Origin of the sequence: Massilia antarctica, from assembly GCF_015689335.1 — a bacterium.
GTDB lineage: Bacteria > Pseudomonadota > Gammaproteobacteria > Burkholderiales > Burkholderiaceae_D > Telluria_A > Telluria_A antarctica.
In genome coordinates this window covers 55149-77498 of the sequence record NZ_CP065053.1, presented here as the reverse complement: position 1 = coordinate 77498, position 22350 = coordinate 55149, and the positions used below count along the sequence as shown (strand labels likewise).

The window sequence follows — 22350 nt, the reverse complement described above, 5'->3', positions numbered from 1 at the left end:
TGCGGCAGCGGCGGCGCTCCAGGGGTAAGATGCTTGGATTCATGATTGACGAGGAGCAGGGATGAACAGCGAAAAACGAGAATTCCCCGGGGCCGATGGCCACAAGCTGGCAGCCCGTCTCGATGCGCCCGACGGTCCGGCGCGCGCCTATGCGCTGTTTGCCCATTGTTTTACCTGTGGCAAGGATGTGTTTGCGGCCAGCCGCATCGCCCAAGCGCTGACCGAGCATGGCATCGCGGTGCTGCGCTTCGATTTCACCGGGCTGGGCGCCAGCGAAGGCGATTTTGCGAATACCAATTTTTCATCGAATGTGCAGGATCTGGTGGCTGCCGCCGCGTTCATGCGCGCTGCGCTCAAGGCGCCCCAGATTCTCATCGGACATAGCTTGGGTGGCGCTGCCGTGCTGGCGGCCGCCGCCAGCATCGACGAGGTGCGCGCCGTCGTGACCGTGGGCGCGCCCAGCGATCCTTCGCATGTCAGCGGTCTGTTCGGGGAACAGCTCGGAGAGATCGAAGCCGCGGGCGAAGCCCAGGTGCAACTGGCCGGGCGGCCGTTTACCATCAAGCGCCAGTTCTTGCGCGATGCCGCCGAGCAGAATCTGAGTGCCAGTACGAGCCAGCTCAGGCGCCCCCTGATGGTCATGCATTCGCCGCAAGACGGCACGGTCGGGATTGATAATGCCTTGCAGATTTTCCAGGCGGCCAAGCATCCCAAGAGTTTTGTGTCGCTCGACGATGCCGATCATTTGCTCACGCGCAGGGACGATGCGGTGTGGGTGGCGGGGATGATTGCGGCGTGGAGCGCACGCTATGTGGGCGGGTGAAGCGGAGGTAGGGACCGTTCCCGGCTGAGCGGGCAATCCGGGGCCGCGCGATTGCGTGCGGCCTCTTTGCGGCCTCTTTGTGCTCCCTTTGCACTCCTTTTGCCCCGCCGTTGTTCAAACGGCGCGGCAAGGTTTGCGGAGGGGGCGGCGCGCCTTATTCGTCGTCGAATTCTTCGGCCAGGTTCTTCCAGCCCTTGAGCTTGGCGAAGGCGCTGAATTCTTCGGGTGCTTCCAGCACGATCAGCTTACGGTCCTGCAAGCCCGGATCGCTGTGCGAAAAATTCGGCCCCACGTAGCCCAGCGCGCGCAGGCGGTCGATGATGTTGCCGACGAGGACCTTGTCCTTGTACAGTCCACCTTCGATCGGCGCGGCGAAGTCCACGTACACGTCAATAATCCCGTAACCCTCGTCGAAAATGCGGATCGCCTTGACGTCGTGGGAACGGCTGCTGCTGTCGCTGGCCTTGAACGGGCCGCTCAGCTGGATGTCGGTATCGGTAGTCATAAGGCGCAGCATAGCATCATCAGCGCGACACGGTATTGCGGCCCTTGTGCTTGGCCCGGTACAGCGCCTGGTCGCCCCGTTCGTAGGCCGCACCTTGCGCCAGCGCATCGTCGGTATCGTGCGGATACAGGAAGGCCAGCCCGATCGACAAGGTCACCGTGCCATACGGGTCGTTGGCCAGGTGGGGGATGGCCTCGGCCGCCAGCGCCGCGCGGATGCGCTCGCCCAGCTCCACGCTTTCTTCTTCGCTATTGGCGGTAAACAGGCAGGCGAATTCGTCGCCGCCGAGGCGGAAAGCCAGGTCGCCCGGCCGGTTCAGGGTATGCCGGATCGCCTGCGCCACGGCGGCCAGCACCACGTCGCCCTGCGGATGGCCGTGCGTGTCGTTGTAGCCCTTGAAACGGTCGACGTCGGCCAGCAGCAAGGTCAGCAGGCGTTGGTCGCGCTGCGCGCGCCGCTGCTCTTCCACGAAACGCATATTGAAATAGCGCCGGTTCTTGAGCCCCGTCAGTTCGTCGGTCAGGCTGTCGGCCTGGGCCGTCCGCACGTCCGTGATGTCGGTCGACACCGCGCAGGTGGCAATCACGGCGCCGCTGTCGTCGAACAGGGGAAACTTGACCGTGGCATAGGTGTGCAGGGACTGGTCGCGGTGATACACGCTTTCTTCTTCGTGGATGGGGCGCCGTTCGGCGGCCGCGCGCTGGTCGTTGCGCCACAGTTGCTCGGCAATGTCGGGCGGGAACAGGTCGAATACCTTGCGGCCCACGAAGGTGGCTGCATCGTAGCCGTCCAGGACCTCGAAGTGGCGGCTGGCCAGGAGAATCGTGCCGTCCAGCGCCTTGGCCGAAATCAGCAGCGGCGCATTGTCGAGCAGCGCGCGGAAGGTGCGGTCGGATTCGCGCAGCCGCACGAGGTCCTGGCGCAGCAGGGCGTTTTCTTCCGACAACTGCGCGATTGCCTGCGCCTCGGTCAGCGCTACCTCGGTGCTCGTACTCATTGCGGAGGCTTCAGGTGGGCCGTGCTTGACGGCAATGCTTCAGAATATACCAGTGTCTGCGGGCATAGGCAGCAATGCCGCAAACAATCTGGCGCCGTCACGCCGGAGTGTGGTTTTCCGCATACCCGGATCAGCGCCGCGGTTGCAGGATGGCATCGAGCCGGTCCTTGCTGCCGGGAATGCGTTCCAGGCGCGGATAGCGCAAGCCGCCCTGGTAATCGAGCGCCACGGTGCGGAAAGTGTTACCTTTCTTGACAAGCAAGTTGAGCGCAGACTTGCCGTCGCGCGCGGCCTTCACGGCCGCTTTCAGCACCTCTGGCTTGTAAGCGCGGTTGTTGACCGCCACGATGGTGCTGTTGCCCGACAGCCCGGCGCGAAAACCCACCCCATCCCATTCGATGCCCTCGATCGCACCATCGTTCTTGACCGAAAAGCCAAGCGAATAGCTGAAGTCGCTCATCTTGTTGCGTTCTTCCTGGCCCTTGATGATCTCGGTGGGGGTGTCGGTATAGACCAGCTTCCAGCCGGCGCGGGCCAGGCCGTCGAGCGGCGCGCCCGCGGCGTTGCTGTCGAGCTTGGCGCGCAGGAAGGGCGCCCAGTCGAACGCCTGCACCGACGCAAGGGTGCGCACCACCTCGTCGAACTGATAGTAGGCCGGGCCGATGCTGCCATTGTCGACGCCGTAAAACAGGCGCGCGAAATCGTCCAGCGAACGCTGCTCGCCGGACAGTTCGCGGATGCGCGTATCGACGTCCAGCCAGATCAGCATGCCTTCGACGTAATAATCCTCGCTGCGTTGCCAGTTGCTCCAGCCCAAGGCGCGGCGCGCCTGCACGATCGGGTCGTTGACGGTGTCCTGCAAGCTGCGCCAGGCGCGGCCCTGCACGTGGTCGTAGCGTGCGGCGTAGGCGGCGATAGTGTCGCGGATGGCCCCCGCCGACACCAGTCCCGAGCGCGCCGCCAGCACATTGCCCCAGTACTGGGTCTGGCCTTCGTAGACCCACAGCAGGCTGTTTTGCAGTGGCACGTTGAAGTTCGGCACATCCTGGTCGGCCGGACGGCGGAACTTGCCGTTCCAGGAGTGGGTGTATTCATGCGCCAGCAGGTCGCGCCCCGCTTCGCTCTTGGCCCAGTCGGTGAAGTAGCCGGGCTTGACCCCGTTCTCGCTCGACTGGTGGTGCTCGCGCCCGATGCCGCCGAATTCCTCCGACAGCGCAAACAGGAAATCGTAATGCTTGTAATGGTGGGAGGCGAACAGCTTGGCGGCCTCCTGCACCAGCGCGCGGTGCGGGGCGATCTGTTCCGGCTTTGTGTCCAGGCTTTCCGGATTGTCGGCCACGATGTTCAGGTGTACCGGCACGGCCGCGCCGGGGTCGAGGTCGATGCGGCGGAAGTGGCGGCCCGCGAACACGGGCGAGTCGATCAAGGTTTCCAGGTCCAGCGGCTTGAAGCTGATCTCGTTGCCGCGGCGCGCGGCTGTGTCGAGCGCGGTGCCGTATTGCCAGCCGTCGGGCAAGGTGAGCGAGGCTTGCACGGGAATGCGGCGGCTGAAGTAGCCGGCCGGGTACAGGGTCATGGCTTGCCATTGCACGCCGAGCATGTCGCCCGTCATCGTGATGCGGCCCTGGGCCGGCTCGACCGGCGAGAGGTACTGGTATTCGGCTTCGACCGCGGTGGCGCCTTCGGGCACGGTCAGGTGGAAGGCGTGCACCTGGACCGGATCGCGCGTCCATGCCAGCGGCTTGCCGCCGGCCGACAGGCGCAGGCCGGCAAGCTGGTTCAGCGGTCCGCTAGGGCCGTGATTGCCGGGGACCCATTGCGGATACAGCAGGGTCAGCGGACCCGGCGCGGCCGGGATGGTGGCGCGGATGCGGAAAATCTGTTGTCCGACATTGGTGGCGTCGACCTTGAGCACGATGGTGCCGGGGTAGGGCAGGTCGCGCGGGGCAGGCACGTCGGCGTGCGCCGGCAGGGCCAAGGTGGTCAGCAGGGGCAGCGCGCAGGCGGCGGAGATGGCGGATGGAAGAAGGCGGCGAAACGATGAGGGCATGGGCGTGTCAATACGGTAAAGATCGGCAATGAAGATCGGCAATGCCTGCGGGTATTCGCAGGCGACCATGATTCTACCGAAAAGCATTGCGCCGGCGCTGCTTGTGCCGCCGCGCAGTGCCTGCCAGGTCCGCGTCGGCCGGGAACGCCGGACTGCGGCGATGCGGGATCGCCACCCATGCGCGGAGGGCAGATGCAGTTGCAAATCGTTATGAATCGGGTGGCGGGAGCCCCTATCGCCAAATGCCCCCGTGCGGCAAAGTGTCTCGTTTCGCTGTCTGGATTTGTCTTATTTTGTCTCATTTTGTCTCATTTGAACGAACAGGCTCCGGCGCTGTCAAATAAGACAAAATGAGACAAAACGAGACAAAAGGAGACACCCAAATGAGACACTTTGCCGCAGGGGGAGCGCCAGGCAAGGACCTCGCGCTGGCGCAATTGGTTGCCTATTTGCACGCCACTGGCAGCAAGGTATCGGTCGATGACGCCCTGGGCATGGCCATCGATACGTGGCTGGCGGCCGAGAAGGCGCGGACCGCGCGCATCATGGCCGACGGCACGGCAAAAGGCTCTCAGTGGAAGTGCCTTTTTCTGCCGGATACGACGCAGATCCGCATGCATGCCGACGGGCGCACCGAGTATGCCGAGGTGGCCGGCGACGCCATCCTGCACCGCGGGCGCAAGGTCTCGCCGCGCGGCTTGACCTTGGTCGTCGCGGGGGAGGGGCGCAATGCCTGGCGCGAACTGCTCGTGCGTCGCCCTGGTGATGCGGGGTGGCAGCGCGCGTCGGTATTGCGCGCCCGCATAGAACGCGCCGCGCAGCAGGCACAGCCGCAACCGGCAACGCCCGTCGAGCGCATGGCCGCTGCGGCGCGCTGCATGTCGGACGCCTTGCGCAGCGCACTGGCGGTGGTGGAGCACGTCAACGTCCAGGCCGCACAGCAGCACGAACGGCGCGCCCAGCGCCACCGCCGCGCCGACGACACGCTCGGTGAAGACTGCGCTCTGGACTGACACGCACTGAACCGCACCGACGCGCACGGCGCCGCACCGATGCGCGCTGCGCCACACCGACGCGCACTGAGCCGCACCGACGCGCACTGAGCCGCACCGAAGCGCACCGGCGCGCGGCCAGCGGTCCGCTACTGAATTGTTTTTGCCCCAAGCACGCATATTCAAAATATTTTTCGGCCCATTGGGCAAAAAATCGTATTTTTCAAGGCCTTGAAAACCCTTGCCGGCGCCATTAGATTGGATTCAACGGATGCTCCACGGAGGTCCGTCAATTTATCGCTTAACTTCTAAAAGGATATTTATCATGCGTACATTCGACCTGACTCCTCTCTATCGTTCCGCTATCGGCTTCGACCGTCTGGCCAATATGCTGGAATCGCAGCGCGCCGACGCGCAGCCCAGCTATCCGCCATACAACATCGAATTGGTGAGCGAAGACAAGTACCGGATCGTGATGGCACTGGCTGGCTTCGACCGCTCGGAAGTCGAGATCGTCGCCGAGCGCGACAGCCTGCAGATCACCGGCCGCAAGCAGAAAGAGGATACGCAACGCACCTATCTGCATCGCGGTATCGCGGCACGTGATTTCGAGCAGCGCTTCCAGCTGGCGAACCACGTCAAGGTCACCACCGCCTCGTTCGACAACGGCATGCTGACGATCGAACTGGTGCGCGAAGTGCCCGAGGCTCTCAAGCCGCGCAAGATCGTCATCGACGGTGGCGACAATGTGCAGGTACTGGAGCAGCGCCAGGCGGCCTGACCAGGCCCAGCACGGCTTTAGCGAGCCGGGCTAAGTGACACCGGGGCGCCCGCGGCAAGGGGCGCCCCGTTCCACGTGCGCTGCGGTGGTCGCTGGTGTCGCTGGTGTCGGCTGCAAGTTGCCGCACGCTAGCTGAAATTAAGACAACCCTAAGTCTGCTGTCGCATGATGACATCATTGACCCGGCGTAATGCGGTCGGGAAAAGGTAGCCGGAAAGGTGGCCGGTAAGCAGCAGCAAACGAATACGGCAATCGATTCAACGAACGAATCAACGAACGAATCAACAAACAACAACAAGCTTTCATTGACCCGACGGTCACTGAATATATCCTTTCAAACCAGGAGTACGTCCATGCATAACGAAGGTGCCATCACTGTCATCACCGCTAAGCGTCTCACGCTTGCCCTCGCCGCCGCCGGCACCATTGGGGGAGCGGTTGGTGCGATCGCGGTTAACCATAACAACGCAGTCGCCTCGTCCTCTGCGGCCGTGTCCGCCGCGCCGCTTGTCGCTTCAGCGGCCTCGGCCACGCCCGTCAACCCGGGCGCTCCCGCGCCGGTGGCGGCCGGTGTCATGCTGCCCGACTTCACCGCGCTGGTGTCGCGCAACGGCCCGGCCGTTGTCAATATCCGCGTGATGGGCAGCACCAAAGCGTCCATGAGCCAGCAGCGTGGCCGCGGCGCGCCGCAATTTGACGAGGACGACCCGTTTTTCGAATTTTTCCGTCGCTTCCAGGGGCCGCAGATGCCCCGTGGACAACAACGCGACACGCCCGTTTTTGGCGCCGGTTCCGGGTTCATTATCAGCCCGGACGGTGTCATCCTGACCAACGCGCACGTGGTGCGCGACGCCAAGGAAGTCACGGTCAAGCTGCAGGACCGGCGCGAATACCGCGCCAAGGTGCTCGGCTCCGACCCCAAGACCGATGTGGCGGTGCTCAAGATCGATGCCAAGAACCTGCCGGTGGTGCCCATCGGTAAATCAAGCGATCTCAAGGTCGGTGAATGGGTGCTGGCGATCGGTTCGCCGTTCGGCCTGGAAAGCTCGGTCACGGCCGGGGTGGTCAGCGCCAAGGGCCGCTCCCTGCCCGACGACAGCGCCGTGCCCTTCATCCAGACCGACGTCGCCGTCAATCCCGGCAATTCGGGGGGGCCCCTGTTCAACACCAAGGGCGAAGTGGTCGGCATCAATTCGCAGATCTACAGCCAGACCGGCGGCTACATGGGCTTGTCGTTCGCTATTCCGATCGATGTGGCTTACCGCATCAAGGACCAGATCGTCACCACCGGCAAGGTGCAGCATGCCAAGCTCGGCGTGACGGTGCAGGAAGTGAACCAGGGCTTCGCCGATTCCTTCAAGCTCGACTCGCCCGAAGGCGCGCTGGTGTCGAACGTGGAAAAAGGCGGCGCCGCCGACAAGGCGGGCATCAAGTCGGGCGACGTCATCCGCAAGGTGAACGGCCAGCCGATCATTGCCTCGGGCGATTTGCCGGCCATGCTCAGCGTGGCCCAGCCGGGCGAGAAGGTCAGCCTCGACGTCTGGCGCGACGGCAAGATCGTGCGTCTCGATGCGCGCCTGGCCAATGCCAGCGACAAGGTGGCGCAAGACGAGCGCGAACCGGCCGCCGGCGCCGACCAGAGCGCGAAACTGGGCCTGGCCCTGCGTCCGCTCGACCCCAACGAGAAGCGCCAGTCCGGCATTAGCGCGGGCCTGGTGATCGAGGATGCGGCCGGTGCCGCCTCGAATGCCGGGGTCCAGCCGGGCGACGTTTTACTGTCGATCAATGGACGACCCGTCAATTCGGTCGAGCAGGTGCGCGATGTGGTGGGCAAGGCCAGCAAGTCGGTGGCCTTGCTGATTCAACGCGGTAATGACAGAATCTTCATTCCGGTGCGGATCGGGTAATCGTGCCCTGTTCCGCCAGCCGGTTCGAGAAAGAAGGAAGTGATGCGGCTGCTGCTGGTGGAAGACGATACGATGATCGGCGAAGTGGTGCTCGACCTGCTCAGGGCCGAGCACTATGCGGTCGATTGGGTCAAGGATGGCGAAATGGCCGACACGGCCCTGCGCCAGTCGCAAAGCTACGACCTGGTCCTGCTCGACCTGGGCTTGCCGCGCAAGGATGGCCTGGAAGTGCTGCGCGCCATGCGCACGCGCAAGGACCGCACCCCGGTGCTGGTGGCGACCGCGCGCGACGCGGTCGAGCAGCGCATTGCCGGCCTGGACGCCGGGGCCGACGATTACGTACTCAAACCCTACGACCTCGACGAACTGCTGGCGCGCATCCGCGCCTTGCTGCGGCGCGCTGCCGGGCGCGGCGAACCCATCTTTGAATACAATGCCATCAGCATCAACCCCGCCACCCGCGAAGTGCAGGTCGACGGCGCCGCCGTGACCCTGTCGGCGCGCGAATGGGCCGTGCTCGAAGCGCTGATCGCCCGTCCCGGCGTGGTGCTGTCGCGCCAGCAGCTCGAAGAAAAGCTGTACAGCTGGCGCGATGAAGTGAGCAGCAATGCGGTGGAAGTCTACATCCACGGCTTGCGCAAGAAGCTGGGCAGCGAACTGATCCAGAACGTGCGCGGGGTCGGCTACATGGTGCCCAAACTATGAACCTGGCGCACTCGCTGCGCGGCCGTCTGTTGTGGTTTTTGCTCGCGGCCATCAGTATTGCCGCCGTTGCCCAAGCCTCGATCGCGTACCGCACGGCCCTGTCCGACGCCGACCAGATTTTCGATTACCACATGCAGCAGATGGCGCTATCCTTGCGCTCCAGCGCGCCGCTGGCCAATACCGAAGCGGCGGCCAATGTCGAGACGGACGCCGAAAACAATGATTTGATGGTGCAGGTGTGGACTCCGGACGGGGTGCAGGTGTTTCGCACGGTGTCGCGCGCGCGCTTGCCGCAGCACGCGGTGCTGGGCTTTTCCAACGTCAAGGCCAACAACACGACTTATCGCGTGTTTTCGGTGCAAACCAGTACCCAGACCCTGCAGATCGCCCAGGACATGGCGGTGCGGCGCAATATGGCCGGCAACCTGGCGCTGCGCACGGTCGGGCCGATCGCGGTGATGATGCCGATCCTGATGCTGGTCGTGTGGTGGGTAGTGAGCGGCTCGCTGCAACCGGTGGCGCGGGTGCGGGCCCAGGTGGCGGCGCGCCAGGCCGACGATCTCTCGCCCGTGTCGGAAGCCGATTTACCGGACGAAGTGCTGCCGCTGGTGCAGGAATTGAACCTCTTGTTCGGGCGCGTGAAAACCGCCTTCGACGCCCAGCAGCATTTCGTGGCCGATGCCGCGCACGAACTGCGCACGCCACTGCAAGCGCTGAAACTGCAGGCGCTGAGCCTGGAGCGGGCCGACAGTCCGGAAGCGCGCGGAGTGGCCATCGGACGGCTGACGGCGGGCATCGAGCGCGCTACCCGGCTGGTCGAGCAATTGCTGGTGCTGGCGCGCCAGGAAGCGAGCGCGGCGAGCGGAGTCAAGACCCAGGCGGTCGATTTGGCCGAACTGGCCCGGCGCGCGCTGTCCGACCTGGCGGGTGCGGCGCAGATGCGCGGCATCGACCTGGGACTGGCGCACGCCGATGCGGTGCAGGTGGCGGGCCAGCCGGACGCGCTGATGATCATGCTGCGCAACCTGGTCGATAACGCCTTGAAATACACCCCGGCCGGCGGCACGGTCGATATCAGCGTGACAGGCGAGGGCAAGCTCGCCAGCCTGGTGGTGGAAGACAGCGGGCCGGGCATTCCGGCCGAGGAAAGGGAGCGCGTATTCAACCGTTTCTACCGCATTCCCGGCAGCGAGGCCAGCGGAAGCGGGCTGGGACTGGCGATCATCAAGGCCATCGCCGAGCGTCACGGGGCGAGGCTGAGTTTGGGGGAATCGGCCAAACTGGGCGGCCTGAGCGTGCGCATCGATTTCCCGGCCGCGAGCAAGGCCGACGCGGGCTAACCGGGCTAACCGGCGTCAGACCTCCAGCCCCGTCGTTCCCGCCGAGTGCCGCCTTGGCGCGGGAACGACGGGCCTAAGGCGGCGAAGGAGCTAAGGTAACGACGGAGCTAAGGCAACGACGGGGCTAAGGCGGCGACGGGGCTAAGGCAACGACGTAGCCACGGCTTACTTCTTGATAATCGCCTGCAACAGCATAAACGCTTCATGCCGGACGGTCGCGTCGGCAGCGGCCAACTCTTTGCGCGCCTGCACCAGTTCCGGCCGCTTGAGCATCTTCTTCTCGGCCGCATTCGGCACCGGAGGTTCCGGCGGGAACATACTGGCCCGGCTGTTATACGTCTGTTGCAGCACACGCTTGCCGTAATCGGACCCATAAAATGCCGCCAGTTCATTGGCCGTCTCCACCCCGATCACGCGCGCCACCGGCAGCGCCAGGCGCTGGTAAATCTCTTGCGGCGGCACCTTGTCGAGCTTGGCGAACACGCTGGCGCGCTGCTCCTCATTGGCGTAGCGGCTCGCGCCCGCCACCGAGCGCATCATTTTTTCCGTCTGCATGGCGGCCAGCATCGCCTGCACCGCCTTGACGCGGGCGGCGTCCGGCGTCGTCACCGGTACCGAGGCGGCGGGAGCAGCAGCAGGAGCGGCGGCGCTGGCACGGGTCAGCGGCGCGCAAGCCAGCAGCGCGGCCAATGCCAGCGTGTAAGTTGGTTTCATTTTTTATCCTTTTCAACAGTCACAGGGCTGCCCACAAGGGGCCAGCCGACACAATAATGCAAAAGGGCAGACGATGTCTGCCCCTTACTACATAGCTACCTGCTCAGCTACAGCGTCGCTTAAAATTTATGCCACAGGCGGGCAAAGTACGAGGCGCCATTCATGCCGAACTGGACCGACTCGTACTTGAAGCCATTGTCGGTCTGGTCCGGGTCCTGCTCGGTCGGCTTGACATTGAAAATGTTCGCGCCGCCGAAGGTCAGCTTGGTCTTGTCGCTGAAATTATACGTAAAACTCAGGTCGGCCGAGGTCTTCGGCTTGTACACCTGGTCCGGGGTCGGCGCGCCGGACCAGGTACCCAGGGTTTGCTTGCCGAAGTGGATCACCTTGAAGTCGGTGCCGATCTTGCCCAGCAAATACTCGAAGCCCAGGGTGGCCTTGCGCCGCGGTCCGCCCTGTTCCAGGAACAGGCGCTCGCGCTGGGACAGCAGCACGTCTTCATAGCCCTTGAACACGGCCGGCGCATTCACACCCGTCACTTCGGTCTTGCTGATGTTCATGGCCAGGAAAGTATTGAGCTTGCCGCCCGCCACTTCGCTGCGGTTCGATACCGTCAGGTCCAGGCCCTGGGTCTTGGTATCGATCGAATTGACGAAGAACTGGGCCGCGCCCACGCCAAGGGTGCTCAGCAGCGGCACGATCGGTGCGTAGTTGCTGGCGTCGAAGCGGCCCGAAAACACGATGCGGTCATCGATGGCGATGCGGTACAGGTCGGCCGTGACCGAGGTGGTCGGGGTCGGCGTCCAGGTGCCGCCCAGGGTGAAGCTGACCGATTTTTCTTCCTTCAGCTTGGGGATGCCGATCGCATTGGCGACATTCCCGCCGTTCGGCGCGAACACCGAATCGACCGGATTGCCGTTGACGAACTCGGTGAACGTGGACGAGAAGTAAGCTTGCTGCAAGGATGGCGCGCGGAAACCTGTGCTGGCCGAACCGCGCACCAGCACGCTGTCGCTGATCTTGAAGGCGGTGGCCAGCTTGCCGGTCACGCTGCTGCCGAAGTCGCTGAATTTTTCGTAGCGCACGGCCGACAGCACTTTCAGGCGCTCGGTGATGTCGGTTTCGACATCGATGTAGGCGGCCACGCTATGGCGGCTGCGGTCGGTCGCGTCGGCCGGACGGAAGCCCGGGAAGCCCTGGCTGCCGGGGTCGCCGCCGAAGCCGGCACCGTCGACATCGTTGTAGGAAGCGGCTTCACCGGCGAAGATTTCGTAGTTTTCCTTGCGGAACTCGGCGCCGAAGGCCAGGTTCATGCCGCTCAGGATGTTCGGATAGAAACGGCTGGCATCGGCATTGGTGGTCAGCTGGGTGGCCGCGAAACCGCCCGCGTCGAATTGCGAGGCCGACACGCCCTTGCCACCCTTGATCAGGTCGAGGTTGGCGATCGAGGCATTGAGCGTATTGCTGATGTTGTAATGCATCTTGTTGTAGCCATAGGTTTGCGAGAAATCCGCATTCCACTCGCCCAGCTTGGCGCGGTAACCGATGGTGCCGTAATGGTCGTCGATGTCGGCATTGATGAAGGGCGCGAAGCCGTTCGGGTACATGGCTTGCGCATTGCGCGTCGGAATCTGGTCCGGACCGCGGCCGAAGGCGGCCGAGGAAGCGTCGCGCTTCTGGGTGCCGGCCGTGAAATACAGCTTGCCGTCGACCAGGGGAATTTCGCCGTTCAGGTACAGGGTCTGGTTCTGCACCTTGCTGTCGCCGATGGTGCGCAGGCTGCCCGCTTCGGCCCGGTTCGAGCGGCCGCGGTCGAGATACTCGGCCGTGATGCCGACCGTGCCGCCGGCCACGGCCACGCCGCAGTAAGCCGAGGCCAGGTAATTCTTGCCATCGCCGGCCGAATATTGGCCCGCGCCGAGCACGCTTTCGCAACCGAGCGAGCGCTTCAGTTCAATATTGATGACCCCCGCAATCGCGTCGGAGCCGTACTGGGCGGCGGCGCCATCGCGCAGCACCTGGATGTTTTTCACCGCCAGCAGCGGAATCGCATTCATGTCGGTGCCGGTATTGCCGCGGTTGCGGGCGCCGAAGATGTTCACCAGGGAGGTGCTGTGACGGCGCTTGCCGTTCATCAACACCAAGGTTTGGTCGGAACCGAGGCCGCGCAGGGCGGCCGAATCGACCAGGTCGGCGCCATCGGCCCCGCTCTGGCGGGTGGAGTTAAACGAGGGCGAGATATAGGTCAGGGTCTGGGCCAGGTCGAACTGGCCGCCTTGCTCGGCCACGCGGGTCATGGGAATCAGGTCGACCGGGACCGCCGTATCGGTGGCGGAGGTGGCCGAGACGCGGCGCGAACCGACCACGCTGACGCTGGGAATGACATCTTCTTTGGTGGCTTGCTGGCCCGACTGGGCCAGGGTGGCGGGGGCGTACACGGCGAGAGCGGCACCGCCGTACAAAGCGAGCAAGACGGACCGACGTAAAAGGGTGGTAGTGAACACGCGACAGGTCTCCGGGTTTTATTATCGAAAGGAGAATGATTCTAATGTAATTTCCACCGCGCCAGTCCAAGGTGGTGTGGTGCAATGACAACGTTGTCAATTGCCGGGCACGAGTTCGGCCCGTCCGCCCACCAGAATTTCGCCTTCCTCCAGCCGGGTGCGGATCAGGCAAGGCGCGCCCAGTGCACCACCCTGGTGCAAGGTGATGGCGCGGCCCAGGTGGGCGCTCAGGGCGCCGGCCGCGACCCCGGTGGCGCGGTCTTCCATGGCGGGGTCGAGGTGGTTGAAATTGCGCCCTTCATAGGACTCCTCGCCGATGCGGCACACCACGTAGCAGCCGTTGACGCCATGCGCGCGGCCCCAGTCGAGGATGCGCTCGAGCGGCGGGTGCAAGGCGTGCAGGGTGGCGCGCTCGGGCACCTCGATCAGCAGCTTGGGACTGCCCACCGAGGCCAGCACCGGCGCGCCGGCCAGCATCAGGCCGGGCTGGCCCAGCAGCCACGCGGCCAGCGCGGCATCGACCGCCACCGCGGGCACGTCCTGGGGCTGCAAGGCGACGAAAAAATCCTCCCCTTGCCGGCTCAGGCGCAAGGCTTGGCCGCGCATCGCCGTGGCCAGCACGATGTCCGGGGCCGCATCGCCGGCGCGCGCGAACAGCACCTGGGCCGCGCCGAGGGTGGCGTGCAGGCACAGGGGACTCCTGGCGTGCGGATAGTAATAGTCGGCGACCCAGGCCGGCCCCGGCCCCGCGTCGAGAAACACGCAGGCCGGATGCGGCTGGGCGCGCGCGAACGCTTGCCGCGCTTCTGGTGTGGCCGGTCCCTCTTCAATCACCAGCGCCACATTCCCGCAGCCCGGCGTTGCACCAAAACAGAGCACCGTATGCACCTGCATAGTTATTTCCAATTGGTAAGAAAATGTTCCAAGGTTATACTGTGTTTGCATACAGTAGTTTCCTCAATACATTTGATTGTAATATTTTTTCATGCGTACCGCCGTCCCCGCCCCTGCCTCCCCCTCCAGCCTGCCCGATTACGCCGAGTTGTATTGTCTGAGCAACTTTACCTTCCTGCACGGCGCCTCTCACGCCGAGGAATTGGTGGCGCGCGCCGTCCAGCTCGGCTATTCGGCCCTGGCCATCACCGACGAATGTTCGCTGGCCGGGGTGGTGCGGGCCCACGCCGAAGCCAAAAAGGCGGCGCTGCCCCTGATCATCGGCGCCCACTTTCACCTGCACCATGACGATGGCAGCGCTGCCCTGTCCTTGATCCTGCTGGCCAGCAACCGCAATGGCTACGGCAACCTGGCCGAGCTGATCACCCTGGCGCGCACGCGCACGGCCAAGGGAAGGTATCTGCTCACACCAGCGGACCTGGCATCGCCCGCGCCCGCCCAGGCCCACCTGGCCGGCATGCCCGATTGCCTGGCGATCTTGCTGCCCGCCTATCCCGGTCACGATGCGGCCGACCTCGACCGCCTGCACACCCAGGCCGCCTGGATGGCCGCCACCTTTCCCGATCGCGCCTGGCTGGGCCTGACCCTGCTGCACCGCGCCTTCGATGAAGCGCACCGCGCCACGGTCGAGGAAGTCGCCTGGCAGCACGGCCTGGCCGTGGTGGCGCTGGGCCACGTCTGCATGCACGTGCGCTCGCGCAAGCCCCTGCACGACACCCTGTGCGCGATCCGCCTCAACACGCCCGTGGCCGAGTGCGGCTACGCCTTGGCGCAAAATGCCGAGCAGCACCTGCGCGCGCGCCTGCGCCTGGCCAATCTGTACAGTCCCGAGGCCCTGGCCGAAACGGTGCGCATCGCCCGCCTGTGCAGCTTTTCGCTGGACCAGCTGCGCTACGAATACCCGGACGAACTGGTGCCGCCCGGCCAGACCCCGTCCGGCTACCTGCGCGCCGAAACCTATATCGGCGCCCACCACCGCTTTCCGCTCGGCATACCGGCCAAGGTGCAGGAACAGCTCGAAACCGAACTCCAGCTGATCGGCGAGCTGCGCTACGAACCATATTTTTTGACCGTGTACGACATCGTGCGCCATGCGCGCTCGATCGGGATTTTGTGCCAGGGGCGCGGCTCGGCCGCGAATTCGGCCGTGTGCTACTGCCTCGGCATCACCGAAGTCGACCCCGCGCGCGGCAACCTGCTGTTCGGCCGCTTCATCTCCAAGGAGCGCGACGAGCCGCCCGACATCGATGTCGACTTCGAGCACCAGCGGCGCGAAGAAGTGATCCAGTACATCTACAACAAATACGGGCGCGACCGCGCCGCCCTGGCCGCCGTGGTGATCAGCTACCGGCCCAAGAGCGCCCTGCGCGACAGCGGCAAGGCGCTCGGAGTCGACCTGGCCATCGTCGAAAAAGTCGCCAAGACCCACCACTGGTTCGACAGCAAGGACGACCTCGTCAAGCGCCTGGCCGAATGCGGGCTCGACCCCGATTCCCCGCTGGCCCAGCAATGGGCGACCCTGGCCCAGCGCCTGCTCGGCTTTCCGCGCCACTTGTCGCAACACCCGGGCGGCTTCGTGATCGCCGCCGGCAAGCTGTCGCGCCTGGTGCCGATCGAAAACGCCACCATGGCCGACCGCAGCGTGATCCAGTGGGACAAGGATGACCTCGAAGAACTGGGCTTGCTGAAAGTCGACGTGCTGGCGCTGGGCATGCTCTCGGTGTTGCGGCGCGCCTTCGACCTGGTGGGCGAGCTGCGCGGCACGGTATTTTCGATGCAGGACATCCCGGCCGAAGACAGCGCCACCTACGACATGATTTGCGCGGCCGACACGGTGGGCGTATTCCAGATCGAATCGCGCGCCCAGATGAGCATGCTCCCGCGCATGCTGCCGCGCATCTTTTACGATCTGGTGGTCGAAGTGGCGGTGGTGCGGCCGGGGCCGATCCAGGGCGGCATGGTCCATCCCTACCTGCGCCGGCGCCAGGGCCTGGAACAGCCGCTGTACCCCAAGGAAGAATTGAAAGCCGCGCTGGAACGCACCCTTGGCGTGCCGATTTTCCAGGAACAGGTGATGCAGGTAGCGATGATCGCGGCCGGCTTTACTGCGGGCGAGGCGGACCAGCTGCGGCGCGCCATGGCCGCCTGGAAGCGCAAGGGCGGGCTGGAAAAATACTACGACAAGATCGTCAACGGCATGCTCGAACGTGGCTACACCTTGGAATTTGCCGAATCGATCTTCAACCAGATCAAGGGCTTCGGCGAATACGGATTTCCCGAATCGCATGCCGCCAGTTTCGCGCTGCTGGCCTACGCCAGTTCCTGGCTCAAGTGCCACGAACCGGCCGCCTTCCTGTGCGCCTTGCTCAACAGCCAGCCGATGGGTTTCTACAGCCCCTCGCAACTGGTGCAGGATGCGCGTCGCCACGGCATCGAGGTGCGCGCGGTGGACGTGGCCATCAGCGGCTGGGATTCCAGCCTGGAGCCGGGGGAGGGCGCCCAGCCGGCGGTGCGGCTGGGGCTGTCGCTGCAGCGCGGCATGCGTCCCGAGTCGGCCGCGCGGATCGAAGAAGCGCGCGCCGTGCGCGCGTTCGAGAGCGTGGCCGACCTCGCGCGCCGGGCTGGGCTGGACCGGCACGACCTGCACGTGCTGGCCGGCGCCAATGCCCTGCATGGCCTGGCTGGCAACCGGCGCCAGGCGCTGTGGCAAGCGGTGGGCGCGGTGCCCGACAAGGACTTGCTGCGCCCCACCACGCCCGAGGAAGACGTGCCGCTGCTGCATGCCCCGAGCGAAGGCGAAGACATTGTCGGCGACTACCGCGCGCAGGGCTTGACCCTGGGGCGGCACCCGCTGGCGCTGCTGCGCGCGCGCCTGCTGGAACAGCGCTTCCTGCCGGCCGCGCAACTGAACGGGTTCAAGCAGGGACAGCTGGCGCGCGCCTGCGGCATCGTTACCGTCAGGCAGCGGCCGGCGACGGCCAAGGGCGTGCTGTTCGTCACCATCGAAGACGAGACTGGCAACGTGAACGTGATCGTCTGGCCGAGCCTGGTGGAACAACAGCGGCGCGAAGTGCTGGGCGCGAGCTTGCTGGGCGTGTACGGCGTGTGGCAAAGCGACGGGCAAGTGCGGCATCTGGTGGCCAAGCGCCTGGTCGACCTGTCGCACCTGATGGGCCGCCTCGACACCAGCAGCCGCGACTTCTGCTAGCCCCCCGAAATATTAACCGGGGTCTGACCTCTGATTCGAAAGATTTCCTAACCGGGGTCTGACCTCTGATTCGCAAGACCTTCAGCGCCCGCGGCGGATCACTGCAAACCGATCGCCGCCACCCGTCCGCTCCTGCTCACGATATACAGCATGCCCCGATCCGAGATCGACAGCTTGCCCTCCAGCGCATAGCGCCACACCGTCTTGCCGCTAGCCAGGTCGAGCGCCAAGGTGCTGTCCTCGGAACTGATGAAGGCCAGGTTATCGGTCACGACAAGCTGATCGAACCAGGTGGGGTCGGCCGGGTCGCTCAGCTTCGCCGCCGTCCACAGCAGCTTGCCAAAGTCCGGCGCATACGCTTCCAGCGTACCGCCGGTATTGTTGAACAGGTACAGCATGCCCTTGGCATAGGAGGGCGTGGTCACCCGTTTTCCCTGGAGCGTCCAGGCATGGGTGCGCCTGGCCAGGTTGAACGCGACCAGGCGCAGCGCGAAGCTGGCCGGATCGAAGCTGGCCGACACATGACCCGTATGCGCCGGATTGCCCGGTAAGTGCTCCATGGACCCAGCTGCGGCAGCACCGGCAGGGGGTTCACCTTGTCGGCGGGCAAGACGGCCACCTTGAGCGCCAGGGTCCAGGGCGAACCGGCGTAGGGCAGATGGCACACGGCAGGGTCATCGGCGCAGGCGCGCACTTCAAGCTTGCTGGTGTAGACGCCGGACACCAAGCCTTTGGCGGGCACCAGGGTTGCCGCGAACTGTTTGTCGGACAGCGCGCGCACGCCGACCGGCGCGGCGAGAATGCCGGCCGGGTAGGTCAGCGCGACATGGACCTGCTTGCCCAGCACGGTGCTGGTGCTGGCCTCGACCGTCAGGCTGGCCGCCTGGCCAGCCTGCATGCTGATCTCGGCCATGGCCGGGGCAAAGCTCATGCGCCCGCCGGTATCGGCCTTCGGCTTGACGTTGATGGTCAGCGGCAGGCGCCAAGGCGAACCCTCGAGCGGCTTGGCGCAGACCCGGGGATCATCCTCGCAGGCGCGCACTTCCACGGTGCCGCGGTGGGTGCCGGGCTGGAGGTCGATGGAGCTACGCATGGTTGCCGAGTACTGCCGCGCCGCGCCGCCACCACCTCGGACGAGGCGATCAGTCCGCCGCCATCGACGATGCCCAGATTGAAGGGCTGGGACGGGGTGCGGACGAGCGAGATGTCCATGCCGAAAGCGCTCTGCTGGCCTGCAGCCATGCCGATCTCCAGCGCCGCGCTATGGATGCTCAGCCAGTCGCCGCCGGGCGCGACGGTGGCTGGCGGCTTGTCGCTGGCGCCGCCATTGCCACCGCCGCCGCAGGCAGCCAGCACGGCCGGTGCCAGCAGGCAGGCGAGTCAACGTGTGAATCGGTGCATCGTATTCCTTGTTTTTGCCATGTTGGCAAAGTTGATAAAAGGAAATTATAAATCGCCCGGCGAGCAAGGCGACAAGCGCGCGGGGCGCATCGATGAGGGGGCAGCGGGAAAAAGCGGGGGCAAGGCAGGAAGGTAGCGCAGCCAGCGGAGACGGGAAGCGGAGACGGGAAGCGGAGACGGGAAGCGGAGATGGGAATCGGAGACGGGACGGGATGCGGTGGCGCAAGAGCCACTGCAGCCCCCGCGCGCAACGCCCCCGGTCCTGGCAGGACGGCGGCGGGCGCGAGGAGCCGGGCGAGGGGCGCTTAGTGTGCGCTGGTGCCGTAGTAGCTGTGAATCTGGCTCGACCATTGCTGGTTGGCCATGTCCGGCCAGTGGTCGGTATCGAAACCGGGCGCGTTTTCGATGCGGTCCTTATCGATGTTCAAGGTGAAGCGCTTGTTGGCGGTGTCGAGCGTCAAGGCTTCCCAAGGCACGGCGAACAGTTTCTCGCCGATGGTCAGCACGCCGCCGCTCGACATGACTGCATAGGCAATCTTACCGGTGCGCATGTCCAACATGATTTCCTTGATTTCACCGAGGTGCTCATTCTTGAGATTGTGCACATGGTCGCCGATCAGGGTATCCGCACCCATCAGTTCAGGGCCCGGGCCTTTCGAGCCCTTGTCGACATACATGCCATAAGCATCGCGTTCTTCGTAGGACATTTTGACCTCCTGTGGTAAAAGTTCAATACTGAGGCTTGAGCAAGATCATGTCTGTTCGCTGCCGCACGCCGAATAGACAACCTGCAATCTTTTAAATTGATCAATGCGGACGGCTCCGACGCTGCCGCCCGGTCCGCCGCTGTTGCTGTTTTTTACCTTGTTTTGCGGAAGCATTGGCCGGTTTAAGGTATAATTTCAATTTCCCGCACGTGCCGTTCGGCACCATCTGCAATGACCAAATTTGTCTTCGTCACCGGTGGCGTTGTGTCTTCCCTTGGAAAAGGGATTGCCGCCGCCTCTCTCGCCGCGATCCTCGAATCGCGCGGCCTTAAAGTCACCATGCTCAAGCTCGACCCCTACATCAACGTCGATCCCGGCACGATGAGCCCGATGCAGCATGGCGAAGTCTTCGTCACCGACGACGGCGCCGAAACCGACCTCGATCTGGGCCACTACGAGCGCTTCATCAGCACCCGCATGCGCAAGGTGAACAACTTCACCACCGGCCAGATCTACGAATCGGTGATCCGCAAGGAACGCCGCGGCGAATACCTCGGCAAGACAGTGCAGGTGATCCCGCACATCACCAACGAGATCCAGGATTACATCTACCGCGGCGCCGAAGGCGTGGACGTGGCGCTGGTGGAAATCGGCGGCACCGTGGGCGACATCGAATCGCTGCCGTTCCTGGAAGCGGCACGCCAGCTGTCGCTGCGCGCCGGCCGCAAATCGGCCGCCTTCGTGCACCTGACCCTGGTGCCCTACATCGCCTCGGCGGGCGAACTGAAAACCAAACCGACCCAGCACAGCGTGCAAAAGCTGCGTGAAATCGGCATCACCCCGACCGCGCTGCTGTGCCGCGCCGACCGCCCGATTCCGGACGACGAACGCGCCAAGATCTCGCTGTTCTCGAACGTCGAAGAGCAGGCCGTGATCTCGGTGTGGGATGCCGATACCATCTACAAGGTGCCGCAGATGCTGCACGACCAGGGTTTGGATGCCATCATCTTGGAAGCGCTCGGCCTGGAAGCGCCGCCGGCCGACCTGTCGATGTGGACCAAGCTGATCTACGCACTGGAAAACCCGAAAGCGTCCGTCACCATCGGCATGGTCGGCAAATACGTCGACCTGACCGAGTCCTACAAGTCGCTCACCGAAGCGCTGCGCCACGCCGGCATCCACACCGAAAGCCAGGTCAACATCGAATACCTGGACTCGGAAGACATCGAGAGCAAGGGTTGCGAGCACCTGGCCAAGTACGACGCCATCCTGGTACCGGGCGGCTTCGGCAAGCGCGGCGTGGAAGGCAAGATCATGGCGGCGCGCTACGCCCGCGAACACCAGATTCCTTACCTCGGCATCTGCCTGGGCATGCAAGTGGCCCTGATCGAATACGCGCGCCACATGGCCGGCCTGACCAACGCCAACTCGACCGAATTCGACACCGACACCGACCAGCCGGTCGTGGCCCTCATCAACGAGTGGCAAAACCATGACGGCAAGGTCGAAAAGCGCGACGAAAAATCCGACCTGGGCGGCACCATGCGCCTGGGCGCGCAAACCTGCGCGGTCAATCCGGGCACCCTGGCTGCAGAAATCTACGGCAGCGTGGTCACCGAACGCCACCGCCACCGCTACGAAGCGAACAATCACTACCTGTCCAGGGTCGAAGCGGCCGGCATGATTGTCTCGGCGCGCACCCCGACCGAAGACTTGTGCGAGATCATGGAACTGCCGCGCACTGGAGCAAACGCGCACCCGTGGTACATGGGCGTGCAGTACCATCCCGAGTTCAAATCGACGCCGCGCACCGGCCACCCGCTGTTTACGTCGTTCATCAAGGCTGCGCTGGCGCACAAGGCGGCCAACGGCCATGCGGCGGCCGCACTCACAGGAGAAGCAGCATGAAGCTTTGCGGTTTTGACGTCGGCCTCGAACACCCGATCTTTCTCATCGCCGGCACCTGCGTGATCGAATCGCGCCAGATGGCGATGGACACCGCCGGCACCTTGAAAGAGATCACCTCGGCGCTGGGCATCCCGTTCATCTACAAGTCTTCTTTTGATAAGGCCAACCGCTCCTCGGGCACCTCGTTCCGCGGTCCCGGCATGGACAAGGGCCTCGAGATTCTGGCCGACGTGCGCCGCGAAATCGGGGTGCCGGTCCTGACCGACATCCACACGATCGAAGAAATCGCCGCCGTCTCCAGCGTGGTCGACGTGCTGCAAACGCCGGCCTTTTTGTGCCGCCAGACCGACTTCATCATCGCCTGCGCCCAGTCGGGCAAACCGGTCAACATCAAGAAGGGCCAGTTCCTCGCGCCCGGCGACATGAAGAACGTGATCGACAAGGCGCGCCAGGCCGCGCGCGACGCCGGCCTCAATGAAGACAACTTCATGGCTTGCGAGCGCGGTGCCTCGTTCGGCTACAACAACCTCGTCTCCGACATGCGCTCCCTGGCGATCATGCGCGAATCGAACTGCCCGGTCGTGTTCGACGCGACCCACTCGGTACAACTGCCGGGCGGACAGGGCACCACATCCGGTGGCCAGCGCGAGCACATTCCCGTGCTCTCGCGCGCAGCCGTGGCAGCCGGTATCGCCGGCCTGTTCATGGAAACGCACCCCAACCCCGCCCAGGCGCTCTCGGACGGCCCGAATGCCGTGCCGCTCGCACGCATGAAGGAATTGCTCACCACCCTCGTCGAGATCGACCGCGTGGTCAAGAAAGCCGGCTTCCTCGAAACCAGCTTTGCGTAAGTT

19 protein-coding genes are annotated in these 22350 nt (G+C 64.5%); 10 read left to right on the top strand and 9 right to left on the bottom strand.

All coding sequences use genetic code 11. The features are described from left to right. The first annotated feature begins 61 nt into the window (after positions 1-61). Positions 62-823 carry an alpha/beta hydrolase family protein gene (locus IV454_RS00345; RefSeq protein ID WP_206089702.1) on the top strand — a complete coding sequence of 254 codons (762 nt, stop codon included), beginning with the start codon at positions 62-64 and terminating at the stop codon, positions 821-823. A 154-nt stretch (positions 824-977) separates the two neighbouring features. Here IV454_RS00345 and IV454_RS00340 read toward each other — a convergent pair whose 3' ends face one another. The 3 genes from IV454_RS00340 to IV454_RS00330 all read right to left on the bottom strand — a co-directional run bounded on the left by IV454_RS00340 (position 978) and on the right by IV454_RS00330 (position 4375). Continuing rightward, positions 978-1328, bottom strand: coding sequence for a hypothetical protein (locus IV454_RS00340; protein WP_166882241.1), 351 nt, complete (start codon positions 1326-1328; stop codon positions 978-980). A gap of 19 nt (positions 1329-1347) precedes the next feature. Beyond that, positions 1348-2325, bottom strand: a complete 978-nt coding sequence (locus tag IV454_RS00335; RefSeq protein ID WP_206089701.1) for a sensor domain-containing diguanylate cyclase — start codon at positions 2323-2325, stop codon at positions 1348-1350. Positions 2326-2455: 130 nt separating this feature from the next. Further along, positions 2456-4375 (bottom strand): M61 family metallopeptidase, encoded by a 1920-nt coding sequence (locus tag IV454_RS00330; RefSeq protein ID WP_206089700.1) that lies wholly within the window; start codon positions 4373-4375, stop codon positions 2456-2458. Between the two features lie 383 nt (positions 4376-4758). On the opposite strand from IV454_RS00330, the gene IV454_RS00325 reads away from it, so the two are divergent. The 5 genes from IV454_RS00325 (at position 4759) to IV454_RS00305 (ending at position 10100) form a co-directional block, all read left to right on the top strand. Beyond that, positions 4759-5388: a hypothetical protein gene (locus IV454_RS00325; RefSeq protein WP_206089699.1), complete on the top strand. Its 630-nt coding sequence runs from the start codon at positions 4759-4761 to the stop codon at positions 5386-5388. A gap of 304 nt (positions 5389-5692) precedes the next feature. After that, a complete protein-coding gene (locus IV454_RS00320) occupies positions 5693-6148 on the top strand; it encodes an Hsp20 family protein (RefSeq protein ID WP_206089698.1) in 456 nt (151 codons plus the stop codon). A 353-nt stretch (positions 6149-6501) separates the two neighbouring features. Further along, entirely contained in the window at positions 6502-8055 is a 1554-nt protein-coding gene (locus IV454_RS00315) for a DegQ family serine endoprotease (protein WP_206089697.1), read from the top strand. Between the two features lie 42 nt (positions 8056-8097). Continuing rightward, positions 8098-8760, top strand: a complete 663-nt coding sequence (locus tag IV454_RS00310; RefSeq protein ID WP_206089696.1) for a response regulator — start codon at positions 8098-8100, stop codon at positions 8758-8760. Next, positions 8757-10100 carry an ATP-binding protein gene (locus IV454_RS00305; protein ID WP_206089695.1) on the top strand — a complete coding sequence of 448 codons (1344 nt, stop codon included), beginning with the start codon at positions 8757-8759 and terminating at the stop codon, positions 10098-10100. Before IV454_RS00310 ends, IV454_RS00305 begins: the two co-directional genes overlap by 4 nt. 165 nt (positions 10101-10265) lie before the next feature. Here IV454_RS00305 and IV454_RS00300 read toward each other — a convergent pair whose 3' ends face one another. The 3 genes from IV454_RS00300 to IV454_RS00290 form a co-directional block, all read right to left on the bottom strand. Then, positions 10266-10814 (bottom strand): hypothetical protein, encoded by a 549-nt coding sequence (locus IV454_RS00300; protein ID WP_206089694.1) that lies wholly within the window; start codon positions 10812-10814, stop codon positions 10266-10268. 119 nt (positions 10815-10933) lie between these two features. Then, complete coding sequence (locus IV454_RS00295; RefSeq protein ID WP_206089693.1) at positions 10934-13318, bottom strand: TonB-dependent receptor plug domain-containing protein; 2385 nt, start codon at positions 13316-13318, stop codon at positions 10934-10936. Between the two features lie 96 nt (positions 13319-13414). Then, on the bottom strand, positions 13415-14212 hold the full coding sequence (locus tag IV454_RS00290) for a PhzF family phenazine biosynthesis protein (protein WP_206089692.1): 798 nt from the start codon (positions 14210-14212) through the stop codon (positions 13415-13417). A gap of 91 nt (positions 14213-14303) precedes the next feature. On the opposite strand from IV454_RS00290, the gene IV454_RS00285 reads away from it, so the two are divergent. Next, positions 14304-17480, top strand: coding sequence for an error-prone DNA polymerase (locus tag IV454_RS00285; RefSeq protein ID WP_206089691.1), 3177 nt, complete (start codon positions 14304-14306; stop codon positions 17478-17480). Between the two features lie 98 nt (positions 17481-17578). Here IV454_RS00285 and IV454_RS00280 read toward each other — a convergent pair whose 3' ends face one another. Then, positions 17579-17905 carry an outer membrane protein assembly factor BamB family protein gene (locus tag IV454_RS00280; RefSeq protein WP_206089690.1) on the bottom strand — a complete coding sequence of 109 codons (327 nt, stop codon included), beginning with the start codon at positions 17903-17905 and terminating at the stop codon, positions 17579-17581. Next, complete coding sequence (locus tag IV454_RS00275) at positions 17902-18573, bottom strand: hypothetical protein (RefSeq protein ID WP_206089689.1); 672 nt, start codon at positions 18571-18573, stop codon at positions 17902-17904. Before IV454_RS00275 ends, IV454_RS00280 begins: the two co-directional genes overlap by 4 nt. Before the next feature lie 117 nt (positions 18574-18690). On the opposite strand from IV454_RS00275, the gene IV454_RS00270 reads away from it, so the two are divergent. Next, positions 18691-19017, top strand: coding sequence for a hypothetical protein (locus IV454_RS00270; RefSeq protein WP_206089688.1), 327 nt, complete (start codon positions 18691-18693; stop codon positions 19015-19017). A 169-nt stretch (positions 19018-19186) separates the two neighbouring features. On the opposite strand, the gene IV454_RS00265 is transcribed toward IV454_RS00270, so the two are convergent. Then, entirely contained in the window at positions 19187-19588 is a 402-nt protein-coding gene (locus IV454_RS00265; RefSeq protein WP_054264063.1) for a PRC-barrel domain-containing protein, read from the bottom strand. Positions 19589-19819: 231 nt separating this feature from the next. Between IV454_RS00265 and pyrG the strand changes: the two genes are divergently transcribed. Next, positions 19820-21496, top strand: a complete 1677-nt coding sequence (gene pyrG, locus IV454_RS00260) for a CTP synthase (RefSeq protein WP_206089687.1) — start codon at positions 19820-19822, stop codon at positions 21494-21496. Further along, complete coding sequence (gene kdsA, locus IV454_RS00255; protein ID WP_206089686.1) at positions 21493-22347, top strand: 3-deoxy-8-phosphooctulonate synthase; 855 nt, start codon at positions 21493-21495, stop codon at positions 22345-22347. The genes pyrG and kdsA overlap by 4 nt, the downstream gene beginning before the upstream one ends. Positions 22348-22350 lie beyond the last annotated feature (3 nt).

Excerpts from the sequence above, each read along its gene's own strand:
- IV454_RS00345 (WP_206089702.1), top strand. The coding sequence starts at position 62 with ATGAACAGCGAAAAACGAGAATTCCCCGGGGCCGATGGCCACAAGCTG.
- IV454_RS00340 (WP_166882241.1), bottom strand. The coding sequence starts at position 1,328 with ATGACTACCGATACCGACATCCAGCTGAGCGGCCCGTTCAAGGCCAGC.
- IV454_RS00335 (WP_206089701.1), bottom strand. The coding sequence starts at position 2,325 with ATGAGTACGAGCACCGAGGTAGCGCTGACCGAGGCGCAGGCAATCGCG.
- IV454_RS00330 (WP_206089700.1), bottom strand. The coding sequence starts at position 4,375 with ATGCCCTCATCGTTTCGCCGCCTTCTTCCATCCGCCATCTCCGCCGCC.
- IV454_RS00325 (WP_206089699.1), top strand. The coding sequence starts at position 4,759 with ATGAGACACTTTGCCGCAGGGGGAGCGCCAGGCAAGGACCTCGCGCTG.
- IV454_RS00320 (WP_206089698.1), top strand. The coding sequence starts at position 5,693 with ATGCGTACATTCGACCTGACTCCTCTCTATCGTTCCGCTATCGGCTTC.
- IV454_RS00315 (WP_206089697.1), top strand. The coding sequence starts at position 6,502 with ATGCATAACGAAGGTGCCATCACTGTCATCACCGCTAAGCGTCTCACG.
- IV454_RS00310 (WP_206089696.1), top strand. The coding sequence starts at position 8,098 with ATGCGGCTGCTGCTGGTGGAAGACGATACGATGATCGGCGAAGTGGTG.
- IV454_RS00305 (WP_206089695.1), top strand. The coding sequence starts at position 8,757 with ATGAACCTGGCGCACTCGCTGCGCGGCCGTCTGTTGTGGTTTTTGCTC.
- IV454_RS00300 (WP_206089694.1), bottom strand. The coding sequence starts at position 10,814 with ATGAAACCAACTTACACGCTGGCATTGGCCGCGCTGCTGGCTTGCGCG.
- IV454_RS00290 (WP_206089692.1), bottom strand. The coding sequence starts at position 14,212 with ATGCAGGTGCATACGGTGCTCTGTTTTGGTGCAACGCCGGGCTGCGGG.
- IV454_RS00285 (WP_206089691.1), top strand. The coding sequence starts at position 14,304 with ATGCGTACCGCCGTCCCCGCCCCTGCCTCCCCCTCCAGCCTGCCCGAT.
- IV454_RS00275 (WP_206089689.1), bottom strand. The coding sequence starts at position 18,573 with ATGCGTAGCTCCATCGACCTCCAGCCCGGCACCCACCGCGGCACCGTG.
- IV454_RS00270 (WP_206089688.1), top strand. The coding sequence starts at position 18,691 with ATGCCGAAAGCGCTCTGCTGGCCTGCAGCCATGCCGATCTCCAGCGCC.
- IV454_RS00265 (WP_054264063.1), bottom strand. The coding sequence starts at position 19,588 with ATGTCCTACGAAGAACGCGATGCTTATGGCATGTATGTCGACAAGGGC.
- pyrG (WP_206089687.1), top strand. The coding sequence starts at position 19,820 with ATGACCAAATTTGTCTTCGTCACCGGTGGCGTTGTGTCTTCCCTTGGA.
- kdsA (WP_206089686.1), top strand. The coding sequence starts at position 21,493 with ATGAAGCTTTGCGGTTTTGACGTCGGCCTCGAACACCCGATCTTTCTC.